Here is a 21,072-nt window from a genome sequence, read left to right on the forward strand (position 1 = left end):
TGGCAACCGCGCGGTGACGCAGCACCACAGGCCAACCGCTCGGCGGCTCGCGCTCAGCCTCGACTTCGCCGTCACCGAACGGCTCGGTTGATCAGCGCCCCAGGTGCCGCAGCGCCGCGTCCAGAATCGGGACCAACTCTTCGGGCAGCGTGTAGTCGTGCACAGTCGTCGACCGCGGCTGGGTCGGGTCGGTGCAGGGGATGGCCACGCGCAGCCGTTCACCGGTGCCGTCCTTGCGCCCGCCCAGCACCCGGCGAGCCGCGGTGTTCAACGTCAGGGTCATGTAGCGCAGATTCTTCTCGCCGGTCAGCTCACGCAGCCTGGTCACGGTCGCGGTGCCGCCCTCCTCGATCAGCGCGCGCAGGAACACCGACCCGCTGGGGCAGCGCCAGGCGCAGGATCTCCTCGGCCGCCTCGACCGTCCAGCGCACGCCCCCGACGCGGCGGGCGGGCACGACGTCGTCCCGACCGGGTGCCGATCCGGCATCGTGGGTGGCTTTCGCCTGGGCCACCGTGTTCGCCGTACTGTCGCAACCGGTCGTGCCTGTGACGGGTGCGCGGGTGCCGGGGCGCGCACGGTGATGACGTGTCCGAGGCCGACCAGGTGGGCCAGCACTGGTCCGGCGCAGCCGCGGCACAACGGCTGTCCCGGTCGAGGGAGGGCAGGGGCGTCGTAGTGCACGACGATCTCGGAGTCAGCGGCCACGCAGGAGTCGCAGTCCTCGTGAGCGTGAGGGTAGGGCCAGGCTGCCACCCCGGAATTCTGGCCCGCGTGGGGCATCGGCGCGGGTCCACCACGCCGCCTCCACCCTGCCGGCCGCGTAGCAGTGCGGGCACTATCCGGGCGCGCGAGGGTGCGGGTGGCGTTGAGGGTCAGGCGCAGATGCGCCGGCTCCCCCACCCAGTCGAGCATGACCTGAACGAAGTCGGCAGAAGACATGGCTGGACGGTGCGGGCGGCGTGTCACCGACGTGCGGACAGCAGCGCGTCGGCCAGGCGCTGCCCGAGACCGACCCCGACTCCGATCAGCAGCGCGGTCACACCGTTCGGGCGCGTCGCCGCGCTCGGAGTCGCTGTCGCGGACTGACTGGCCTGGGTGGACGCCTCTAGAGGTGGCCCCGACGAGTCCGATATCCCCTGATCAGGCCTGCAATCCCGATCGTCGGGTTCGAAGGATCAGACCAGATGGGGTCGCCGTGCTTCGGCGATCCGGGCAGCCGGCACCCACCGGTCCGGGTCGACGTCCACCGTGATCTCGGCCAGCGGTTCACCGGCCAGGCGACGCCCTCGGTCACGGGCCACGCCCGTAGCGTGCCGTGGCCGGGACGCAGCGGCACCAGCCGATCCCCCGCGCGCAGCGCGATCACCTGCACCGGGCCGCGCCCGTCATAGGCGAGTTCGTCGACCACGTGCGGATCGGCTCGCACCTGGTCCCACCACGGCGTCCACCACGGCCGCCGCCAAGCGCGCGACGACCGCCTGGCACAGCGCCGCCGAAGCGACGTTGACCAGCACCCTGTCGACCACCATGCAGCCGCCCCCGCGAACGCCCGGCTCCGCCGCCACCGCAGCTGAGGACGGCGAGCCCGAACGCCAGGTCCATCTCGACTACCACCTCGGGCGCGGTGGTCGAGGCGCACGACGCGCGGTGAATGGGGCCGCGACGCACCGGTGCTAAGCCGACGGACAGCAGCACCCAGTGGTTGACCGGACCACAGAAGCGGTAGCCCCGCTTGACCAGGCCAACCATGACCTCGCATATCTGCTCCGGCGACTTGTGCTCGTTGTCGGGCCTGCGGCTTGGATCCACTTGGCGAAGCTGGTCAGCGTGTGCAGCTCGGGGTCCACGGAGGTCGGGCGAACCCGAACCTCAGCTCGTCCGGTGGTTGCCCGCCCTGGACGGCTCGGAACGGCCGTGAGTGATGACGCAGCAGGTGCACGTCCAACTGCTCGATCTCGTTGCGAAGCCGCTGGATCGTGAACCGGTCGGGCGACGTGGACTGGACTCTGGCCGCTGTTGCGCCGACGCGGGGGTCGGAGCTTGAGCGGGGTGCTTGTCCTGTGTGCGGCGGGCCCCGCTGCGCCAACAGCGGGGGCCCACCTGACCGATGCTGTGTCCGGGCTGTCGGACCTGACTTCGGGAGGGAACCTCACATGAGGAGTGGGCTTCCGCGACCAACGGTAGGGCCGCCCACCCGTCCCCACCACCGACGGAAATCGTTCTGGACGTCCGTCCTGGAGACCCGTCGGCGTGGCTGGCCACCGGGAATCCCGTGCTCACCCGCACCCGCACCCGCAATATCCGTGACACAGGTCACATTCACTCGTGGGGGTGTTGGACGTCCTGGACGTTTCCGACACTGGGAGCACGCCCTGGTTAGGGCAATCATGGACTGGCCAGGGTGATCCGTTCCTCCCGCCGGGCGGGAGCCGCTTCCATCGGCGCCAACCGAGGACGCGGCTGCGGACGACCCTGACGTGTCCGGGCTGTCATACCAAGTCCACGGCGACGGGAGCAGGTGCGTGATGTCCGAGGATTCAGCGTTACCCGATGGAACTTCCCCGCAGACCGGTCCGCTCGAGAAACCGGTGACGGAGCGCCTACGTCATGCGCTGACCGAGCGGTGGGACGAAGCGGGCAGGCCGTCGAGGTGGGACATGGCCCGACGCATCAGCGTCGACTTCCGCAGCTTCCCCGAGCTCACCGCGGACATCCACAACCTGCCGTGGCAGTCCGTGCGGCTGTTCCTGCTGGGCTGCGGCGAGCCGGCGTCCAGGATGTCCTACTGGAAAGAGTTCTGGCAGCAGGCCAACGCCGACCGGCCGACGGCGAGCCGTCATCTTCGGGTGGTCAAGACGGGCCGGCGGACGCGCCGCAAGCAGCCCGGCGACTACCCCGTCTCCCAGATCACCCTCACCGCCCAACGGGCAGGCAGCATCCGTCTGTTCGTCCAGTCGATGGACGACCTGCGCGACGCCGCCGGCCTGTCCTACGCCGACATCGGCAACGCCGGCATCCGGGGAATGTCCCGCAGCACCGCGCACGCCATCCTGTCGCACCCCGACCAGTTGCCCACCCGCACACAGGTCGAGGTCTTCACCAGACTGTGCGGGATCTCCGCCGCCGATGTGGACCTGTGGGTGGAGGGCTGGGCCAGGCTCGCCGAACACCATGTCGCCCCCGTCTCCGCGCCGGTACCCAGCGCGCCGGTCGCCGACGTGTACGAGCCGGACGTCAAACCCCGCAGCCGGCCGCAGACGACCCCCGTCCGGACCGCCGTGCCGCCCCCCGTCGAGATCGCCGATCCCCCGCCTCCGGCAGATCCCGCTCCCGCGGACCACCCGACACCCACGCCGCAGATCGTCATCCACCAGCACGGACCCGCCGCCGTGCCGGTCAAGACACTGCTGCTGTGCACCCTGCTGCTGCTGGTCAGCGCCGGAACCGGCGCGGGCATGTGGCTGCTGGGCATCCCCGTCGAGGTCATCGGCTGGACCTACTTCACCGCCGTCATGCTCTCCTCCTGCTGGCTGCTGCACCACAAACTGCTCAACCCGGACACCAGCGCGAATCAACAGCCCGGCTACCTCGAGGACGACGAGGCCGTGTTCGGCGTGGACCGCAAGGCCGCGCCTCCGGTCATCGGCCTTTGAGCGGGCCCCATCCCGCACAACCACCACCCCGACGACGGAGACGGGTCACATGTCCACGCCCCATGCGCCGCTGTTCACCCTCCGACTCGCGCTGATCCTCCTGCTGGCCCTGGTGTGCGGAGGCGTCGCCGGACTGCTCACTTGGCTGGCCGGCGACAACATCCCCGCCGCCATCCTGGGCGGCCTCACCGCCGCCGGCCTGTCCGCGATCGCCTTCCACAACCTGATCGAAAACCCGTCAGACACCCGCGACTGACAGTCCGGCCCGACGGCACCCGACACGATCGACTCGGCGACCTCGCGCACCCCGGGGTCCATCCGCTTGAGTTCGGAGATGACCCGTTCGCGGCTGACGACCTGGTCGGCGGGGTCTCGCAGTTGCAGATCGCCGTCGTCGACGTCGTCGATGCCGACCCGGGACGTTCCGCTCCATCTGCGGTGGCCGCGTTGCCAGGTGCGGAACACGCCGGGAAAGACCGCTACGCATGCGCCGACGAAGAAGGTGGTCAGGGCCGCGCCGCCGTCGCTCGTCACGGCGCGTTGGTCGGACTCCACCAGTCCACCCGCTAGCCGACCCCGACAGCCAGGGCTCCAGTCGAGGAGTCCTTGGGACTTGACCCTGGATGTTGGACACCAGACACACTTGGATGCTGACGATTCGGGTGGACAGGAGTCCCGTTCAGATGGTGATGAAGCATTACCCGCCGTCCGGGCCGAGGCGGTCGCGCTCTACCGGTCCCGCCCCGGTGCGATTGCGGAACTCGTCGCCCTGTAGAACCCTGTCGCGAACCGCGCCCCGGCGCAGGGTGTTGAGAACCGATGGATGCCTGGCTCGCGGGATGTAGGGCGTTTTCGAGCCGCTGATCGTTGAGGAGTGTCAGCCTTGACCGATGGGCTTCTACCGCGCCGCGACCTCGCCGTCCCGCTTCCCAGCGCTCGTCCGGGCGGGTCGCCCGGCCGGCCGGTCTGCGTCGGCCGACCGGAAGGCGGAGACCGTGGTTACGGCCGGGCCGGTCGTGGAACTGGACGGCGGTCGCGGCGCTGCTTGGCCGACCCCGACCTGCTCGTACTGACCCCGGCTGCGCGCGCCCTGCTGGAGGAGCTGCGCGCCCTGACCCAGGCGCAGTCGTGGAGCAGGAGACCCCTGCAAGAGCACACTGAGCACGCTGCGGCTCGTGCTGGCCCACCTCGGCGCGGCCGCGCCGCTGTGCGAGCCCGACGTGCGCGCCGCTGGCGCGCTGCGGCCCACCAACAGCTCGCTGCGTCTGCTGGGATTCCTGCGGGACAAGGGAATGCTCACTGCGACCAGGCCTCGCGCGGACACCGACACGGCCGCCGTCGCTCGGGCACGGCAACGCGTCCCCGTCCAGTTCCACGGCGACTTCGACGCCTGGACGGCGGTGCTGCGCGGCCGGGGCCGCAGGCCCTCTCTGACCGTGTCGTGGGCGACCATCCGCTCCTACCAATTATCTCGCGCCCGTGCTGGAGCAGTGGCACGAGGTCCCGGCCCTGCGGGGAGATCACCCCGCGGCAGGTGACCGCAGCCTCACGCGCCACGCCGGGAGCGCTCACGGCGGTCAGGTCGCTGTTCAAAGCGCTCAACGGGAACGGCGGATCTTCCGCGACCCCGCCCGCGCGGTGCGGCGCGTGCCCAACCACTCGCTGCCTCGCCTGATCCCCGCCAACCGGGTGGCCGGGTTGCTGGACACCCTGCCCACCGCCCGCCACAAGTTCGTGCTCGCCCTCATCGCCGTGCGCGCCCTGCGTCCCAAGCAGATCAGCACGCTGCTGCTGGCCGATCTGGACCGCAGCACCGGCCGTCTGCAGGTCCGTTCCAGCGGCGACGGCCGAAGCGACGCGGTCCGGGTCGTGCACCTCGACGAACACACACTGCTGCTGGCCAAGAACATGCTCGCCGAGCGCCACGAACGCTGGCCGATGAGCAGCAACCCGCACCTAGTCCTCAGCGCGGTCAGCGCCATGCACCCCGACGCCTCGCCGGTCGACTACACGATGGACTGGGTGGCGGACCTGACCGGCCTCAACGCCACCCAGCTCCGCCGCGACCGGATCCTCGACGAGGCCGTCGAGACCGTCGACCCAGTCCACCTCATGCGCCTGTTCGGCCTCTCCCCGGCCACCGCGATGACCTACGTCCGCACGGCTCACCCCGACCGCTTCATTAACGACCCACGCAGGCATAACGTGGCCTCGTGTTGGTGTACGCCCTTATTCGCACAGGCAGGTACCGGTAGGCACATATAGCGGTGACCGGATAGTGCAGGCCAACGTCGAATTCATCACGGCCCGAGTCAAGGGCGCCGACAGGACGGTCAGGCACGCTGGCTGTTATCTGAGTCGAGAATGACCTTACCTGTAAATAGCATCCGAAGCTATTTCGTGCGTTACGGAGCCTTATCGAGATCGACTTGGTCGATCAGGGCCCGCAATGCCTGCAACGCCTCCTTCTTTGCCGAAGCAAAGCCGTCGGACGAAAGTTCGAGCGCTGCGGCAAGGACGTGGAGGTCCCCAGCCTCGAATACACGCTCCAACCGTAGGATTTCCTGATCGCGCACGGGAAGACTGTGAAACGCATACCATCTGACCAGATCTTCGCCAACGAGCGCCCCTGTTGATGGATCGTCTATGCGTGATGACCCGTCGGCATCGCCGGACTGGGCATGCCGCGCTTCCTTGCGAGTATTGGTAATCAGCCAGGAAGCCAATTCGCGCGCATCGGTAATGCCGTCCCATGAACGCAGAAGACGCAACCATACCGATTGGACGACGTCTTCAGCAGTGTCCCGACTGAGATGTTGGGCACGTGCAACATGCCAGGTGATCGGCACCAGGTCAGCCACGAGTGCGTCCAACGCCAAGCGACTGCCTGATTTGGCCTCGATGAGGCACGCCGTGGTCCGCGCCGTCCCCACAAGTCCATCCCAGCTGCGGGGTCGAAGTCCGTTTGCGCCACCTCGTGCCACACCATGCTGCGAAGCAAGTCGCTCACGCTTTTTACGCTGTCGCCGAAATTGCCGACGCAACTGCGGCACACTCAGCGCGACCGTGCTCAACGCATATCCCAGCTTAGTAAGCTTTCCGGGGATTCGCTCGAGATCTGCGCTCCACTCTTCACTGTACCGCTCGGCAGCCTGTATCGACCCCAACCGCCGTGCTCCCCAGGTCAACACTCGAATGGCCAGCCATCCGGCCACCTCGCCTATCTCGTTGACAATCAGCGGAACAAGAAGCCCTAAGAGTAGAAAAACCGCCCAATCGGCCATCACGCACCCCCAAGGCCGGTTCGATACCGCCTCGCGTGGGTAGGCACCGAGTTGGATGCGCCCGCTTGTGAACGCTGCCGAACCACGCCCCGTCGGTCCAGCAGAAGATCCCTCGCCCCCGCCAGAGCGCCGGGACTCAAACGATAGAAGCGGCGACGCGGGCCACGATCACTGGGCTCCGCACGCTCCCAGAAGCTTTCTACCCATCCCGCCTCCTCCAGTCGGCTCAGGATCGGATACACAACCCCTGTCTTCCGTTCGGCCAGTTCGGAGATCTTCAGGCCGTAGAGGTCGTCATCAGGTCCGATGAGGACTTCGAGTACGTCGAGAGTCGCGTCTGTCACCCGCCTTAGTCGATCCATAGCCTTATCCTAGCTGTATAGAGATGGGCTGTCACGTGTGCTTGACCACGCACACCGCTCACGCCGCGAACGGGTCGATGCCTACGTTCCGAGCATCACCAACATCATGATCATGCGAGTCGCATGGGTGTAGGCGACGCGGCCAACTGGGAGCGGGTCCGCCAGCCGAGGGCTATCAGTCGTAAACCGTCCGCGATCCGACCCCGCTGACACCGGTGGCTGGGCGCCCGCGTGGTCACTGCCCACGTCGGACACAACCACCATGCGACGGTCAGCCCCGACGACCGGTGCGTTCCCGACGGTCCGCCCAACGTCCGCACCTCCGCAGTAGGAGGACGTTCGTTCGACCGATCGGTGGCGGCGACGCGACTCGGTTGAACACCCAGGGCAAGCGCTGAACGAGCCCAAGCAACAGGGCGGACCCACCCTCCTCGATGCGGGATCACCTGGTGTCTGTGTGCAGGATCCATCCGAACCTGACTGCGCACATTGGCTGTGTGTCGCCACCTCCGTTGCCCGGCGACGAACCCGCCGCCCGCTCCTCGACTGGATCCGCCATCACCAGTGGGTTCGCCCACAGCGACCATCAGGAATCCGCGAACTCGTTGCCTTCGTACTCGTCGTGGGCACGGGTGCCGTGGTACCTGATGACCCAGACCCAGGTCGTGGAGCTGGACCTGCCGCGCACGTCACCGGTCAGCCGATAGCGGCGTGGGTGAAGGGCTTCGACTACCGGGGCAAGCCCGACGACGTCGCCCTCTACGACGCGAGGACTCGCCCGCCAACCAAGGCGAGCGGCGCGGCGTTGGCGGCCGCGGCGGCGCGGTCGACGAAGTCGCGCCGGTGCTCGGATTGCGGGGCGAACCTTCAGCGCACGCCGATCACGCCGCAGGGCGAGGGCGAGGACGGGCGCTGCGGCTGTGCCCGGCGTGCCTGCTGATCATGCGGATGAGGGCGACGCAGGCGGCACTGGCGGGCGAGCGGGAGAACGGGTGCCGGTGGGCCGCCGAGGTGCTGTCGTGGCCGGAGTTGGCGGTGTTGTGGTGTGACGAGGTGCAGCCGCCGCCGACCCCGGCGGGATCGCCCAGCAAGGTCACCGCGGTGCGGCTGCGGGCCTGCGACGTCGACGGGGCCCGGCTGCTCGACGTGACCGTGCGCCTGGTCGGACCGCGCGCGAAGTTCGTCCCCGGGAATGCCGTGGGCAAGGAGGACGCGGTGCCCGTGATCCACCAGGCGCTGCTCGGCCGATCGCTGCTCGCCGCCACCGCCGAGGTGTACGAGCGGCTGCGGGAGGTCGCCTGGCACGAGTCGTGGGGCGGGGTACCGCGCCCCGGCGAGTGGGTCGGCGGCACGTGGGTGGACGTGCCGCAGGAGGAACGCGACCGGCTGGCCACGATCCAGGCGCGGCGGGCCACGGTCGACGACGGGGCCTTCGGGTGGGGCGGGCGGCACGACCGGATCACGCGGTGGCGCGGGCAACTCGACCCGGTCACGGGCGACCTGGTGCCGGCCCTGCCGGCGGGCAGCCCGGACCGGCTGCTGTACCTGATCAAGCGCATGGCCGGCGCTGTCGCGGCGAACGACGCGGTGCCCGCCACCGCCGACGCCGCCGTTAGATGATCAATCCCGCCGCCTGGTGGCAAGATGTGTCGCCGGCTAGCTGCGCTAGCCGGCGACGGAGCGCCGGATCCCCGGCCGTGCGCACTGGCGACAGGGGCCTGGTATGCCCTTTCACCTTGTCTGTTACTCCGTCAGAGTGACACTTGGTTGATCGTTTTCACGCCGGGGGTGGTTCCGGGCTCTTAGCTGGGACGCCGGTGATGGCCGGTGTTCTGCCAGGGCGGAGGACTGTGGTGTGGGAGTTGGTGGTGTGGGTGCTGGGTGGGCCGGTGGTCGCGTTGGCGGGCCTGGTGGCGCGTCTGCGGTGGCAGGCGGTGCGTGATCGTCGGCGCCAGGAGACGTTGCAAGTGTGGGCCGAGCGGCTTCCGCTCGGTAGTGAGGTGGAGATCGACGACCTGAGGGACGATGGCAGCCGTCTGCGTTTCCGCGTGGTGCCTGCGGCGTCGTCGCGAGGGAGGCGTCGGTGAGTGAAGCGGATTCTCATTCGTCTCCGCCGCGGGTCGGGCAGTCCGACCCGCGGTACGACACGACCGGGGAGCCTTCGGGGCGGGACGCGGAGTTCACCGCGTTCTACCGGGCGTGGACCAAGCCGTTGGTGGGGTTCCTGGTACTGCAAGGTGCGAGCGTGGTGTTGGCGGCTGATCTGGCACAGGACGCCATGGCCGCGATCTACCGGCGGTGGTCGGAGGTTGAGCACCCCCGCGCCTGGGTGTTCAAGACCGCGTCACGGGCGTTGATCCGAGCGGTGACCACGGTGCGCGAGACTCCGACCGCCGAGCCCTCGGAACCGTCTCCGCTGCTGCGACGCCCGGTGACCGATATCGAGAAGTGGGAGCAGCAGCACGAGATCGTCGAGCTGGTCAGGCGATTGCCGCCCCGGCAACGTCAGGTGATGGCGTGGACCCTCTACGGCCATACCCCGAAGGAGATCGCCGAGCAGCTCGGGCTGAGCTCCGAGGCGGTGCGCTCCAACCTCCACCACGCCCGCACAACGCTGAGCACGCACCTCGCACGAGAGGAGGACGGCCGGTGACCGAGCACATCCACGATGACGGTGACCTGGACCAGCGGCTGTCCGATGGCCTGGCGGCCCTGCACTCCGCGTTGGACCGGATCCTGGACTTCGATGCCGGCGTGGCCGACGCGACCCTGCCGGGACGGACCGACGCCCTTGACCGGGACCTGGACTCCGCGTTGGACCTGGACGCCGGCCTGGCCGCGATCCTGTCCACCCGCCCCACCACACCTCCCCTCGGGGACCAGTCGGCCTCGGAGGAAGGCTCTTCGGCTTCTGCGCTGCGCCGCTTCGCCGACGAGCTGATCGCCCAGCCCGCACACCAGCGACTGCGCGTCCGCACCTGGCTGCCCCGCACGCAGCTCGACGCCATCTACGCACTCGCATCGCTGGGCCACCGGACCCGCGAAGACTTGCGTAGCCGCGCCCGCGCCCTCGCCCGCGACCTCGCCCTCGCACGCGACCTCGCCCTCGCCCGCGACCGCGCCCGCGACCCCGCCCGCGCCCTCGACCGCGCCCGCGACCGCGCCCGCGACCTCGCCCGCGACCTCGCCCGCGCTCTCGACCACGCCCGCGCTCTCGACCACGACCACGCCCTCGACCACGCCCGCGCTCTCGACCGCGCTCTCGACCTCGCCCGCGACCTCGACCACGACCTCGACCGCGCCTGCGAGCTCGCCCTCGAGCTCGCCCGCGCCCGCGAGCTCGACCGCGCTCTCGACCGCGCCCGCGCTCTCGACCACGCTCTCGACCTCGACCGCGCTCTCGACCGCGCTCTCGACCGCGCCCGCGTCCTCGACCACGCCCGCGACGACGCCCGGGACAGGCCTTCCGGTCGTGTTGTCCTGTATGCCTTCATTGCGGCACTGGTGCGGGACCGTGGCGGTGATGAAGAAGTCGAGCATGAGTTGATCGCCGCAGTCGAAATCATGGAGAAGGCGATTTCGGACGTGGTGGGCGCGGATCTGGACGGAGCTGATTTGCGCGGTATCTCTTTGGAGGGGGTGCGCTGGTCGAGCGCGACGCGGTGGCCGTCCGACTGGGCGGAGTGGGTCCGCCGAGCCTCGGTGCCAGTCGCACTCGACTTGTGGGAGATCCGCGGCGGCGGGCTCAGCGTCGATGAGTTCGTTCCGACGACCTGACGGGCCGTAGAAGTCCGTGTGGTGCCGAAACCGCCTGGTCACCGCTCGTGCACGCAGGCGGCACGGCCTGGCGCGAGCGTAGGGTCGCGGCGTGGGGCGCGGCGCGTCGGGGGATTGCGTCGAACGCCCCGACGGTCCGGGGGGACCTGATGCGCCACAACGAGGACGACCAGGCACGCCCGGCCAGCGACTGGCCGGGCGACGATCCCGACGCCGCCGGCCCGCCACCGGACACGGCGGCCGAGGACGACCCGGTGTCGCTGCGGAACTTGATCGGCCACGGAGGGCACCTGGCGCCCGTCGCGGGTGGGCGTCGACGGCAACTGCTGCTGCGGTTCACCCCAGGGGAGCTGGCCGAGGTCACCGGCCGCGCCGCCGCCTACGGGTTGGCTCCGGCGGCGTTCGCGCACATCACCGCGAGGTTCTTCGAGCCGACCGCCCGCGCGCTGCGGCGGTTGCGGCCGCCGATGAGTCGGCAGGACGCGGTCGCCCTGGCGGCGGATCTGGTGCCGCTGCGCCGGACGCTGTCGGGGATCGGCACCAACCTCAACCAGCTCGCCCGCGCCGCCAACGCCGGTGACCAGGTCAGCGCGGCGCAGCTCACGGCCGCGGTCGAGTACCTGGCGCACGTGCTTGCGCGGGTCGAGAACTGGCTGGACCGGCTCGACCCCGACCGGGTCGTGCACCGGCGCGGCCCGCGATGAGCCGGCGATGCTGCCGAAACTGCTGCCGCGCCACTCCAACCTGCGCGACACGGTGCGGTACCTGTTCGCCGTCGGCGGCCGCACGGTGCACACCGACCCGCACATCGTGGCGGCGTGGGACGATGACCTGCTGCACCCCGACGTCGCCCGACCCAACGACCAGGGCGCGGATCGCGAGACCGCGTTGCGGGAGATCATCACGCAGCTCGACGCGCCGCGCCGTCTGCGGCACAAGACGGTGGCGGCTGGGCACGTGCTGCACGTGCCGATCTCCGCGCACCGCGACGACGGCCTGCTCGGCGACCAGCGGTGGCGTGAGCTCGCGGAGGAGTTCGTGGCCCGGTTGGGGTTGGAGCGGTGTCGGTGGATCGCTGTGCACCACGGCACCTCGAAGGCGGGCAACGACCACGTGCACCTGGTGGTGCAGCTGGTCGATGAGGACGGCAAGGTCGCGCGGCTGTCGCACAGCAAGGTCAAGTCCCGCGCGTGGGCGCAGGAGGTCGAGCAGCGGCTGGGCCTGGTGCGCACCGGCGCGACCGGCACCGGCGCCCGTGAGCTGACCCGCGCCGAACACGAACGCGCCGACCGCACCGGTGTCGAGCCGCAACGGCGCACGCTGGAACGGCGGGTGCGGGCCGCGGCCGCCGGGTCGACCGGGCCGGGCGAGTTCGTCGACGTCCTCGCGAGGGCCGGGGTGCGGGTGACGCCGGTGACCGGCGGCGACGGCGGAGCGGAGCGGGTGACCGGCTACCGGGTCGCCCTGGACGAGGACCAGGTGCTCGACGGCGGCCCGGCCCTGCAGCTGGGCGGAGGGCAGTTGGCCCGCGACCTCACGCTGCCGAAGCTGGCCGACCGGTGGCGAACCACTCGCGGCGTCCTCGGCGACGACGCGGTACCCGATCGACCGGTGGCCGTCGACGTCGCCGCCCCGACGGCGTGGGCACCGGGCTCGACCAGGCCGACACGCGGCGGGGACGCGTGGTGGGCGAGGGCCACGGTGCACGTGACCACGGCGGCCGGGTTGCTGGACCGCCTCGACCTGGACGATCCGGTCCACCGGCACGTGGCGGTGGAGCAGGCCGCGCAGTTCGCCGCGGTGCTCGCGCTGCGCTGGCCCGCCGACACGGCCGACGAACACCAGCGGCGGGTGGCCGACGCGGTGCGCCGCGCGGCCGACGACCTCGCCGCCGCGACCCGGCTGTGGCACCCGGAACCGGTGCGCCGCCCGCCTCGACCCCGGCTGCTGCTGCCGGTCCTGGCCAAGATCGCGGTGCGGCTGGCGCGGACCGGTGATGCCGAACTTGCCTTCGCCCTGCTGGTCCTGGCAGCGCTCGCGGTGCTGGTCATCGCCCTGTCCGACCGCGTCACCGGGACCGGGAAACTACGGCCGCCGCGCGGTGAACCCGGCGCGTACCTGCGCGCGGCCGCCGACCACCTGCGCCCGTACCAACACCGCAGCACCACCGCACAGGCCGGCTCGACGGCTGTGCGGAAGGACCCGACGGCGCAGCAGGTCGACGACGTCGACCGGCGGCTCGCCGCATCGCGGGCCCGGCTCGCCGGACGTCCGGTACCGGGTGTCGACCCGCGTCGTCGCACCGGACCGGCCCGGTGACCAGCCCGACGGTCACGATCAGCACCACCGCGCGGACCGTGCGGCCGGTGCTGGCAAGGACGTTCTCGATCAGGACCAACAGGTTCTTCGACATGGCCACGACGATGCCGGGGCCGGCTGGCCGTTCCGCCGACCGCGCCGGTGGAGGCGACTGGCACAACCACTGGCAGCGGTGCCGAACGCACAGGCGCGCACCGATGTGGAGTTCGCGAATCGCGCCTGTGAGTCTGGGATACCAGCGGATCCCTTACCGCGTGCCCTGACCAGGAGGTTCGAGCCGAACAGGGGAATCAGCTCTAACAGGTACCCCAAGATGATCCCCCGTCGGCACCCGTATCGGATCCCCCGACGGAAGTGGGCGTGGAGCGGTGTCGATCAGCCGGGCTGGTCGGTGTCCGGCCCGGTCAGCCTGGTCAACAGGTCCACGACCGTCTGCTGGCCGGCGGCGACGCCGTCGAGCTTGCCGCGCATCTCGGTGAACCCGGAGTCGACCTTGCCGCGCAGGTCACCGAAGTCCTCGCGCAACGCGTTGAAGCTGGACGTGGTGGCCGTGCGGAAGTCGCGGATCTCGGAGCGGAACTGCGCGACGTCGCGGTCGGCACCACCGGCCAACACACGAGCGGCGGCAGCGTCTTGGGCGGTGGCGCGCAGGGTGTTGGTCAGCTCCTCGACCTGGCTCTCCAGCGCGGCCACGCGGGCCTCCAGGCTCTCCGGCTCTGCCATGTCGGTCAGGCTACCGCCGTCGTCCGCCCAGCGAACCGCGCCGTGCCGACGGAGCCGGCGATCGGGCGAATGTGTGGCGCCGACCGGTGGGCCGCGCATCGAAGCGGCGAAGATCGGCTATAACAGCGCGATGCCTGATTCTCCCGTCCTGGAGTCGGTGTCCGCTGCGGATGAGGTGACCGTTCCGACGGCGGCGCCGGGCGGGTACGACCTGCCAAACGATCCGGAAGCGGAACGGGCGGTTCTCGGCGCCGTGATGACCAGCACCGACGCGATCATCGACGTGGTGGAGCTCGTGGCCCCGGACGACTTCCACGAGCCCGGTCACGCGATCGTCTACGACGCGGTCCTCCAGCTGTACGGCACCGGCGAGCCTGGCGGTCCGACCGCGGTGGTCGAGCTGCTTCGGGACAAGAAGCTGTTGGAACAGGCCGGCGGCGAGGAGTACGTACGCGCACTGCCGTCGAGGGTGACGAAGACCGCCAACGCACCCTCGTGCGCCGAGGTCGTGAGGAAGAAGGCGTTGTTGCGCCGACTGGTTCGGGCCGGTGCCCGCATCGGTGAGCTGGCGCGGGTGGCCGACCGGAACGAGGTCGCTGCGGACGAGGTGATCGGCAGCACGAGTGCCGAGTTGGCCTCTGCGGTCCGCGGCCATGACCGGGAGTACAGCGCGGACATGGTCGACATGTTGCAAGCGCTGATGGCGGATCTGGACGCCAGGACCTCGCCAGAGGACCTCTCCGGCATCCCTACCGGCTTCTTCGACCTCGACGAACTCACCGATGGACTGCCCGGTGGTTCGCTGACCGTCATCGGCTCGGCTCCGGGGATCGGCAGCACGACGCTGGCACTGGACTTCGCCCGATTCGCCGCGCTGCGCAAGGGGATCGGGGCCGCGTTCCTGACGTTGACCGACACCACCCGATCGGTCACCCACCGGGTGATCAGCGCGGAGGCCCGTATCCGGCTGGCCGACCTGCGTTCGGGGCGGATGAACGACGCGGACTGGACCAGGCTGGCGCGCAAGGCGTCCGACATCGCCGAGAAGCCGCTGATGGTCACCCCCGTGACGAACCCCGACGTCAGGTCGGTGCTGTTCACGGCGCAGGACCTGGTGTGGCAGCAGGGTGCCCGGTTGGTGGTGATCGACTCGCTGCACATGCTCACCGCGCGCCGCGAACCCCGCTACGAGAACCGGGAACGCGAGGTCGCCGAGATCACCCGTCGACTCAAGCGCTTCGCCTTGGCGACCGGCACCGCCGTCGTGGTCACCGCGCAACTGTCCACCAACCCCGGTCCCCGCCAACCCATCCCGCCCCGGCCGAGCCTTGCCGACCTTCGCGACTCCGGCACGATCGCTCACGTGGCAGACCTGGTCGTGCTCATCGACCGCCCGGACGCCTGGGAACGGGACTCCATCCGTGCGGGGGAAGCCGACCTCATCGTGGCCAAGAACAACAACGGCGCCACCACCACGCTGACGGTCGCCCACCAGTTGCACTTCGGCCGGTTCGCGGACCTGGCGCAGCGCTGACGTCGGTGGCGAATCGCTCGTCCGAGCTACGCGCCCCGCACCGGGCCGGCGTTCTACTTGCGGCTGTGCGCGTCCCCTTCGAAGTACATGGCCTTACGCAGCCCGTCCATGCCGTCGGCGTGCTCGTCAAGCGCTGCGGTGTGCTCTTTGAGCGCCGTGGTGTTCTGCTCAGTGAGGTCGTTGCCGTGGCGCAGCTCGTGGTAGATCGCACGCAGCAACGACACCTGCGCCCATCCGATGTGCGTGGTCTCGGTGGGATCGGTAGGCGTGTCGTCGGCGGACCGCAGGTGCTCGACCGCGGTTTGGAAGAACTGCTCGCCGCGTGCCCGATGCGTGGCGTCGGTTCCGGCGGTGGTGGTCTCGTCAGCCTTGGCGATGCTGCTTTTGTCCTCGGTCACGGGGAAGAAGGTAGCGGCTGGCGGCGGCTGTCCCTGCACCCCTCGGCTACTCTTCGCGTTCATTTGAACGACCGGAGTTACCGGAGAAGGACGGGTCCGTCGTGAACCCCAAGCTGGACGCATACGAGGTCGCCGCCTACGACGACAAGATCGAGTACATCAGGGTGGTGGCGCAGCGCGGCGCCGACGCACGCACGCTGTTCGATGATTCCGGTCAACGACTGCCGCTGTTCGGGCGGAGCACCCGGGCCACCCAGGTCTACGAGGCGCTTGCGGTCACGCGGCCCTGTGGACCCAACGGTGCCGTGCACGCGCTGGCCGACACACCGACCGACGACCCGGGCGGTGTCAGCTGGCGGTGGTCCGCGCACGTGCGAGGTGTTCGTCGCGTCCTTTCTGGCAGGTGCGCCGCGGCCCGCTCCGCCGAGTAGCTGATCACCGGGCTGCGCGGCAGCGCTCCGGTCAAGACCGCACGCCGGTCGCTACCGCTGTTGCCGGCGAACCGGACGCCTGCGGCGCGGACCCCGGCCGTGACCGAGACCCGCGCCGTACGTGCGGGCTCAGGCCGCTTCGGCGGGCAGGACCTCGTCGGCGATGGCCTCGGCGATCTCGGCGAAGCCGAGGTCCTCCGAGGTGCTCAGGCCGACCACGTCGGCCAGCAACCGGCTGCGGGCCTTCAGCTCCTCGAAGGTCACCCCGTGCAGCACCGGGATGACGCGCTCCCCGCTGAGCAGGGCGTACATCTCCCGCTCGGCCCAGCCGCCGGTGGCCTGAAGGAACGCGGGCGTGACCAGGACCAGGCCGACGTGGCTGGTCTTCAGCCCGGTGTCGAGCTGCCGGGCCAGGCTCTCGCCCAGGCGCACCTCCCGCTCGCTGAACCAGACCTCCAGGCCCTGCTCGCGCAATGCGGCGTCCAGTTCGGCGGCCGCGCCGCGACGGTCGGGCCAGGCGTGGCACAGGAACAGGTCGTACTCGCGGGGAGTCGGGTCCTCCTGCACCGCGGTGAAGGTCCGGTCGAGCAGCTCCTGCTCGACGACGGTGAACCGCTGCGTGGTGGAGGGCAGGCTCCTGGAAGCGCTGCGGGCCCGGCGGCCCAGGCGGTCCAGGTCGCGGGCGGCGCTTTCGAGCCGGCGCTGTGCGGTGCGCAGCTTGGAGATCTGCGCGTTGAACCGGCTCCGGTTGAAGCTGGCCATGACGGACACTCCTTTGACGTCGTTCGACAAAAGGTGTGGTCACAGCGCGTGCGGGAAGCACGGACCGGAGTCCGGCGCCGCACCGCACGCGCTGCGCCGACGACTGCCTCCAGCGCATCGACGCAGGTGGCATGGGTCGCCGTCCGACTGACCCGACAGGCGGACGAGGGTGGTCACCACCCGCGCCCGCTGTCTACACTCCGGATTGCGTTGTACCGGTATCCGGTCAGTCGGCTACCACGAGGCCCCTCCCACGTTCCCCACGGTTGCAGCCGCAGGAAACGTGACCCGGAGGGGCCTTTTCGCGTTCACAGTACCTTCACCGAAGGGTCTGCCACAACGCTTGATCGGGTGCGCACGCAACTGTCATACATGCGCGCGACACGGATGATCCTTATCGCCTTGCCTGCGGTGGCCCGCGAAGCGGCTACCACCCGAGTGGGTGAAGAACCCCCTGTTCAGCAGGGGTGCCCGCCACCGGGACCGCCGAGGCCGGGCAGCCCCGGTGTCCGCGCCGTCGTGCTACGAAAGGCGGCGGCGTTATGACGAGAACACCGGCAGTGTCACTCACATAAACAGCCCGATCCGCAGGGGTACCCAACTCTTTTTAGGTATTTCTCGGCCCTTAACGCCAGTGGAGACGAGGTCCGGGAAGCCCGAGGCCGAGGAGGTTCGGCAACGGTGCCGTGCATCGAGTTGTCGACTGGCGACGTCACGCTCTACTCGTCGACGGCCAGGCGTTCGATGGCGGCCTGCTTGTCGGCGTCGGTGGGCAGGCTGTAGCGGCGGGTGGTCTCCAGCGACTGGCCGAGGATCTCGGCGACGAGGACGACGTCCTGGCCGTCGCGGATGAGGTTGGTGCCAGCGGTGTGCCGGAGCACGTGCGGGGTGAACTCGGCGTCGCGTCCGACCTCCAGGCCCGCGTCGTCGGCGATGGCGCGCAGTTCGTCGTAGGCGCCGCGGGTGCTGAGCCGGCCGCCGCGGCGGTTGAGGAACAGCGCTGGGTTGTCGGCCGCGCCGGGCCAGGTGGCGCGTTCGGCGATCCACTCGTCCAGGGCGGTGCGCAGCTGCGGGTGCAGCGGCACCTCGCGGTAGCGGCCGCCCTTGCCGTAGCGCACGACCAGCACGCCTTTGCGGGCGGAGATCCGGACGTCGGCCAGGTCCAGTGCGACCGCCTCGCCGCCCCGGACACCGGCGTAGTAGCCGATGTAGGCCAACGCCTTGCCGCGCGGGTTCGCGCGCTGTGCGGCGCGCAGCCACCGGGTGCGGGCCTTGTCGGTCAGGGCGCGGGGCGCGGCCTTGGGCACCTCCTGGCGCTTGGCGGCGGCGGGCCCGAGTCCGAGGTGGCGGTAGAAGTCGTCGATGCCGGTCAGGTGCGCGTTGACCGTGGACAGCTTGCGGCCGCGCGCGGTGAGCAGGTGGCGGCGGTAGTCGCGCGCCGCGCTGTCGCGGACGTGCGGGTCGGTCAGCGGGTCACCCTTGACGTCGTCGACTTCCACTGCCTGGTCCAGCCACGCCAGGAACTGCCGGACCCGGGAGAGGTAGGCCCGCACGGTGTCACCGTCCAGTGGCCCGCCCGGCGCGGTGAGCTTGCGCTCGTAGCCGGCGAACGCCTCGGCGAATTGCGGTGGCACCGGCGTGGGCAACGCGCCGGGACGCCGGGGCGGTGTCGGCGGCGCCTCGGAGTTCACGCCTGGCCTTCGCCGCCGCCGGTCCGAGGCGTCGTCAGCGTCGAACGCGTGTCCGGGTCGTGCGTCCCGGCGATCACCTTCCGCAGATCACCGAGATCCAGACGATAGGTGTCGAAGGCGCTGCGGCCGGACTTCTTCTTCCGCTCGGCGACGACCGCCTGGAAGGAGGCCAGTAGGCGCTGGTAGAAGTCGAGTACCGGCATATGGGAGTTGCCCTGCGCGTGCTCGGGGTGCCTGTTGTCGAAGTGGTGGGCCAGGGAGGTCCAGCGTCCGTCGTCGATCAGGTACTGGGCGAGGTCGGCCATGCGCGCCTCCCGGGGGTCGTTGAAGTCGAACCCGCTGAACCGGAGCAGGTCGGCGTCGATGCCCATCTCGGCGACGGACTCGCCGTCCAGCCTGTCCAGCGCCGCCTCCAGCGCGGTGAACATGTCCAGGATCTTCATGACCAGCTCGCCCTCGGCCGGGGGCAGCTCGGAGTGGACCGCGGTGAACTCGCCGTGGTACTCGGTGGTGAAACCGTGCCTGAGCACCCGGGCCCGCTGTTCGTGGTAGTCCCTGTCGTGCTGGTCGTCGCTGAGCAACCGCAGGACTTCGTGCTGCAATGCCAGACTCTGCCGCTCGACCATGCCCAACGTCCGGGGGGTGTCGACGCGCGGCACGTCGACGTCTCGACCGAGGAGTTCGTCGATCGCCGTCCGGAGCAGGGTGCTCACGTTCAGCCCACGTCCTTGAGCGACTCGTTCCAGTTCGTCGCGCGTCTCGTCGTCCAACCTCAGTGTCACCGTGGGCATACCGACCTCCGTATTACCGTCGTACGAACGCATTACGTAAATACAACCGTAGCACGGTAGTGCAAACGTACATCAGCATCACCGATAGCCACCCGGTTTGCCATCGGCCTACAGCAGTCGAAATATCGGAAGTAAATTACTGCCGCTACAGATCGACAACTCCCGCAGTATCGGAAGTTATCAACAGCCCTACTTCTGATACTCACAGGTATCAGAAGCTGGGTCCGGCGGTGGGCGGACGGTAGCGCGAGCGACTCGACTGTGAGGCGTCAGTTCGCTGACCTGAGAACCCGTCACCAGGTGTCAGCGGGTAGGCGTCACTGCCTATCAGCGTCGCCGGTGTGGTCGAGGTCGTCGAGTTGGCGTTGGACGCGCTCGGCGTCGACGTCGCGGCCTTGGTCGCGGTACAGCTCCAGCGCCTCCCGCCACACGGTGCGGGCCTGCTCGTGCTGGCCGAGGGCGGCGTGGGGATGGCCCAGGCGGTCGAGGTTGTCCGCGACCAGGTAGGCGTGGCCGAGGTCGCGGCGCAGGGTGAGGGCGTGGTGGTAGTGGTCGAGGGCCTGGTGGTGGTCGCCGGTGTGGTGGGCGATGTAGCCCAGGCTGTCCAGGGTGGTCGCCTCGCCGTCGAGGTTGTGGTGGTGTCGGTGCAGAGTGAGGGCGGCCTGGCAGTGGGTGCGGGCGGTGTCGAACTGGCCCAGCCGCGCGGCGTACCAGCCCACCAGGTTGAGCGCGTCGGCTTCCCACACCGGCCGGTCGAGGGCGCGAAACAGGTCGGCGGCGTCTTGGGCGTGCTCCAGGGCCTGCCGGTCGTCTCCCCGCTGTTCCCAGACGTACGCGAGCACCCGGTGGGTGTGGGCCTGTTCGGTGGCGTCGTGGTGGCGCACGGCCAGGTCCATGGCCTGCTCCAGGTGGGTGGTGGCCTGTTCGTCCAGGCCCAGCCGGGAGCAGGCACGGCCGAGGAACCGGTGGCTGCGGCTGCGGGTGGTGGGGTCGGGCAGGTGGTCGGCGGCGTCCAGCGCGGCCTGCCACGTGGTGACCTCGTCGTGCAGGTGTCCCCGCCGGTGGTGGAAGGGGTGCAGGTTCCAGGCCAGGTGCCAGACGGTGTGGTGGTGGCCGAGGGTGGCGGCGGTGCGTTGGGTGGCCAGCAGGGTGGCGTATTCGGCGGCCAGCCAGGCCAGCGCCGCGGCGGTGTCGGGCAGCGGGTGCGGGTGCACGCCGGGCGCGGGCGGCTCGGGCCGCACGAGCGCGCGGTGGGGTTCCAGGAGGCGGGCGGCGGCGTGGGCGGTGTGCAGGTGGAAGTCCGCCACCCGGGTCAGGGCCGCTTCCCGCACGTGCTCGGGCAGGGT

Annotated in this window: 23 protein-coding genes; 13 read left to right on the plus strand and 10 right to left on the minus strand. The window is 70.0% G+C overall.

Annotated elements, in window-relative coordinates:
• Positions 1-91 precede the first annotated feature (91 nt).
• Positions 92-370, minus strand: a complete 279-nt coding sequence (locus ADK67_RS14910) for a hypothetical protein (RefSeq protein ID WP_053717030.1) — start codon at positions 368-370, stop codon at positions 92-94.
• A gap of 806 nt (positions 371-1,176) precedes the next feature.
• Positions 1,177-1,302 carry a hypothetical protein gene (locus ADK67_RS54645; protein WP_269436001.1) on the minus strand — a complete coding sequence of 42 codons (126 nt, stop codon included), beginning with the start codon at positions 1,300-1,302 and terminating at the stop codon, positions 1,177-1,179.
• Between the two features lie 1,356 nt (positions 1,303-2,658).
• Here ADK67_RS54645 and ADK67_RS14915 point away from each other — a divergent pair.
• The 4 genes from ADK67_RS14915 (at position 2,659) to ADK67_RS14930 (ending at position 5,919) form a co-directional block, all read left to right on the plus strand.
• Positions 2,659-3,654 (plus strand): helix-turn-helix domain-containing protein, encoded by a 996-nt coding sequence (locus ADK67_RS14915; RefSeq protein WP_053717031.1) that lies wholly within the window; start codon positions 2,659-2,661, stop codon positions 3,652-3,654.
• Positions 3,655-3,703: 49 nt separating this feature from the next.
• Positions 3,704-3,910, plus strand: coding sequence for a hypothetical protein (locus tag ADK67_RS50890; RefSeq protein WP_157620383.1), 207 nt, complete (start codon positions 3,704-3,706; stop codon positions 3,908-3,910).
• A 919-nt stretch (positions 3,911-4,829) separates the two neighbouring features.
• Positions 4,830-5,192 carry a hypothetical protein gene (locus ADK67_RS50895; protein WP_157620385.1) on the plus strand — a complete coding sequence of 121 codons (363 nt, stop codon included), beginning with the start codon at positions 4,830-4,832 and terminating at the stop codon, positions 5,190-5,192.
• A 109-nt stretch (positions 5,193-5,301) separates the two neighbouring features.
• Positions 5,302-5,919 (plus strand): hypothetical protein, encoded by a 618-nt coding sequence (locus ADK67_RS14930; RefSeq protein ID WP_157620387.1) that lies wholly within the window; start codon positions 5,302-5,304, stop codon positions 5,917-5,919.
• 140 nt (positions 5,920-6,059) lie between these two features.
• On the opposite strand, the gene ADK67_RS48985 is transcribed toward ADK67_RS14930, so the two are convergent.
• Both ADK67_RS48985 and ADK67_RS55355 read right to left on the minus strand, forming a co-directional pair.
• Positions 6,060-6,938, minus strand: coding sequence for an RNA polymerase sigma factor (locus tag ADK67_RS48985; protein WP_157620389.1), 879 nt, complete (start codon positions 6,936-6,938; stop codon positions 6,060-6,062).
• A complete protein-coding gene (locus ADK67_RS55355; protein WP_082403486.1) occupies positions 6,938-7,300 on the minus strand; it encodes a helix-turn-helix transcriptional regulator in 363 nt (120 codons plus the stop codon). The genes ADK67_RS48985 and ADK67_RS55355 overlap by 1 nt, the downstream gene beginning before the upstream one ends.
• Before the next feature lie 715 nt (positions 7,301-8,015).
• Between ADK67_RS55355 and ADK67_RS14935 the strand changes: the two genes are divergently transcribed.
• The 7 genes from ADK67_RS14935 to ADK67_RS14965 all read left to right on the plus strand — a co-directional run bounded on the left by ADK67_RS14935 (position 8,016) and on the right by ADK67_RS14965 (position 13,396).
• Positions 8,016-8,240, plus strand: coding sequence for a hypothetical protein (locus ADK67_RS14935; RefSeq protein ID WP_053717035.1), 225 nt, complete (start codon positions 8,016-8,018; stop codon positions 8,238-8,240).
• 8 nt (positions 8,241-8,248) lie between these two features.
• Positions 8,249-8,920 (plus strand): hypothetical protein, encoded by a 672-nt coding sequence (locus tag ADK67_RS14940; protein WP_157620393.1) that lies wholly within the window; start codon positions 8,249-8,251, stop codon positions 8,918-8,920.
• 233 nt (positions 8,921-9,153) lie between these two features.
• On the plus strand, positions 9,154-9,387 hold the full coding sequence (locus ADK67_RS14945) for a hypothetical protein (protein WP_053717037.1): 234 nt from the start codon (positions 9,154-9,156) through the stop codon (positions 9,385-9,387).
• Positions 9,384-9,953, plus strand: coding sequence for an RNA polymerase sigma factor (locus tag ADK67_RS14950; protein ID WP_082403487.1), 570 nt, complete (start codon positions 9,384-9,386; stop codon positions 9,951-9,953). Before ADK67_RS14945 ends, ADK67_RS14950 begins: the two co-directional genes overlap by 4 nt.
• A complete protein-coding gene (locus ADK67_RS50905; RefSeq protein ID WP_053717038.1) occupies positions 9,950-11,077 on the plus strand; it encodes a hypothetical protein in 1,128 nt (375 codons plus the stop codon). The genes ADK67_RS14950 and ADK67_RS50905 overlap by 4 nt, the downstream gene beginning before the upstream one ends.
• A gap of 149 nt (positions 11,078-11,226) precedes the next feature.
• Positions 11,227-11,781 (plus strand): MobC family plasmid mobilization relaxosome protein, encoded by a 555-nt coding sequence (locus tag ADK67_RS14960; protein WP_053717039.1) that lies wholly within the window; start codon positions 11,227-11,229, stop codon positions 11,779-11,781.
• A gap of 7 nt (positions 11,782-11,788) precedes the next feature.
• The gene (locus tag ADK67_RS14965; RefSeq protein WP_053717040.1) at positions 11,789-13,396 is read left to right on the plus strand and encodes a relaxase/mobilization nuclease domain-containing protein; all 1,608 of its coding nucleotides are present in this window, start codon (positions 11,789-11,791) and stop codon (positions 13,394-13,396) included.
• A gap of 375 nt (positions 13,397-13,771) precedes the next feature.
• On the opposite strand, the gene ADK67_RS14970 is transcribed toward ADK67_RS14965, so the two are convergent.
• On the minus strand, positions 13,772-14,119 hold the full coding sequence (locus ADK67_RS14970; RefSeq protein ID WP_053717041.1) for a hypothetical protein: 348 nt from the start codon (positions 14,117-14,119) through the stop codon (positions 13,772-13,774).
• Positions 14,120-14,192: 73 nt separating this feature from the next.
• On the opposite strand from ADK67_RS14970, the gene ADK67_RS14975 reads away from it, so the two are divergent.
• Positions 14,193-15,653, plus strand: coding sequence for a replicative DNA helicase (locus tag ADK67_RS14975; RefSeq protein WP_197289459.1), 1,461 nt, complete (start codon positions 14,193-14,195; stop codon positions 15,651-15,653).
• Between the two features lie 53 nt (positions 15,654-15,706).
• Here the strand turns inward: ADK67_RS14975 and ADK67_RS14980 are convergent, their stop codons facing one another.
• Entirely contained in the window at positions 15,707-16,051 is a 345-nt protein-coding gene (locus tag ADK67_RS14980) for a hypothetical protein (protein WP_053717043.1), read from the minus strand.
• A 101-nt stretch (positions 16,052-16,152) separates the two neighbouring features.
• Here ADK67_RS14980 and ADK67_RS14985 point away from each other — a divergent pair, with 101 nt between their 5' ends.
• Positions 16,153-16,482, plus strand: coding sequence for a hypothetical protein (locus ADK67_RS14985; protein WP_053717044.1), 330 nt, complete (start codon positions 16,153-16,155; stop codon positions 16,480-16,482).
• Positions 16,483-16,611: 129 nt separating this feature from the next.
• On the opposite strand, the gene ADK67_RS14990 is transcribed toward ADK67_RS14985, so the two are convergent.
• The 4 genes from ADK67_RS14990 to ADK67_RS15005 form a co-directional block, all read right to left on the minus strand.
• The gene (locus ADK67_RS14990) at positions 16,612-17,244 is read right to left on the minus strand and encodes a toll/interleukin-1 receptor domain-containing protein (protein ID WP_082403491.1); all 633 of its coding nucleotides are present in this window, start codon (positions 17,242-17,244) and stop codon (positions 16,612-16,614) included.
• A gap of 719 nt (positions 17,245-17,963) precedes the next feature.
• A complete protein-coding gene (locus tag ADK67_RS14995) occupies positions 17,964-18,935 on the minus strand; it encodes a tyrosine-type recombinase/integrase (RefSeq protein WP_053717046.1) in 972 nt (323 codons plus the stop codon).
• Positions 18,932-19,726, minus strand: a complete 795-nt coding sequence (locus ADK67_RS15000) for a YfbU family protein (protein WP_053717047.1) — start codon at positions 19,724-19,726, stop codon at positions 18,932-18,934. Before ADK67_RS15000 ends, ADK67_RS14995 begins: the two co-directional genes overlap by 4 nt.
• 317 nt (positions 19,727-20,043) lie before the next feature.
• Positions 20,044-21,072, minus strand: a 1,029-nt coding sequence (locus tag ADK67_RS15005) for a tetratricopeptide repeat protein (RefSeq protein WP_157620395.1), incomplete at its 5' end; no start/stop codon positions are given.

This window comes from Saccharothrix sp. NRRL B-16348, from assembly GCF_001280085.1.
In the GTDB taxonomy this organism is placed as follows: domain Bacteria; phylum Actinomycetota; class Actinomycetes; order Mycobacteriales; family Pseudonocardiaceae; genus Actinosynnema.